This window comes from Roseomonas sp. 18066 (assembly GCF_902706185.1).
Lineage (GTDB): Bacteria > Pseudomonadota > Alphaproteobacteria > Acetobacterales > Acetobacteraceae > Pseudoroseomonas.
In genome coordinates this window covers 1-985 of record NZ_CACSJM010000326.1, presented here as the reverse complement: position 1 = coordinate 985, position 985 = coordinate 1, and the positions used below count along the sequence as shown (strand labels likewise).

The window sequence follows — 985 nt, the reverse complement described above, 5'->3', positions numbered from 1 at the left end:
AAGTGCCCGTGCCCGATTTCCCCGACCCGCCCGCGACGCCGCTGCCGGCGCTGCCCAGCCCGCCCCAGGCCGAGGCGCTGCTGCGTCCCCTGGCGCGGCTGCTGCGGCCGCTGCTGCGGCTGCTGATCCGCGCGGGGGTCACCTTCCCGGTCTTCGCCGACCTGGCGCGGCAGCTCTATGTCGAGCTGGCGGCGGAATCGCTGGCGCGCCCGTCGCGCACCGACAGCCGGCTGAGCCTGCTGACCGGCGTGCACCGCAAGGAAATCCGCCGGCTGCGCGAGCTGGACGAGGATGCGCCGACCGTGCCGCCGGTGGTGACGCTGTCCAGCCAGATCATCGCCCGCTGGGTTGGCCTGCCGGCCTTCGCCGATGCCGACGGCCAGCCGCTGCCGCTGCCGCGCAACGCCCCCGACGGCGCGGCCTCCTTCGAGGCGCTGGTCAGCGCGGTCACCACCGATCTCCGCCCGCGCAGCGTGCTGGACGAGTGGCTGGCGCAAGGCCTGGTGCGGCTGGATGCCGAGGAGCGGGTGGTGCTGAACGCCGCCGCCTTCCTGCCGCGCCAGGGCAGCGAGGAGCAGCTCTACTACTTCGCCCGCAACCTGCACGACCACCTGGCGGCGGCGACCGCCAATATCGCCGGCACCCCCGCCCCCTTCCTGGACCGCGCCGTGCATTACGACCGGCTGCCGCCGGCGATCGCCGCCCGGATGCAGGCGATGGGGCGGGAGGCGGCGCAGCGCCTGCTGGTCGAGGTCAATCGCGAGGTGCTGGCGCTGCTCGACGCCAGCGGTGATTCTCTGCCTGAAGGCGAGCCGACGCGGCGGGTGATCCTCGGCGTTTATTTGTACGCTGAGGACGAGGCCCCTGCCTCCCCTGGTCCGGCGAAGGAATAGGCGGCCGATGCGCTGGTCCCTGCCCTCCCTCGGCCTGCTGCTCGCGGCGCTGGCCGCCTGCGCGCCGACGCCGCGAGCAGCAGGCCGAGGGA

Annotated in this window: 1 protein-coding gene; it reads left to right on the top strand. The window is 74.2% G+C overall.

All coding sequences use genetic code 11. From position 1 onward, the window contains the following. On the top strand, positions 1–893 hold an 893-nt coding region (locus tag GVN67_RS29050), incomplete at its 5' end, for a DUF6502 family protein (protein ID WP_368667272.1). Between the last annotated feature and the right edge of the window lie 92 nt (positions 894–985).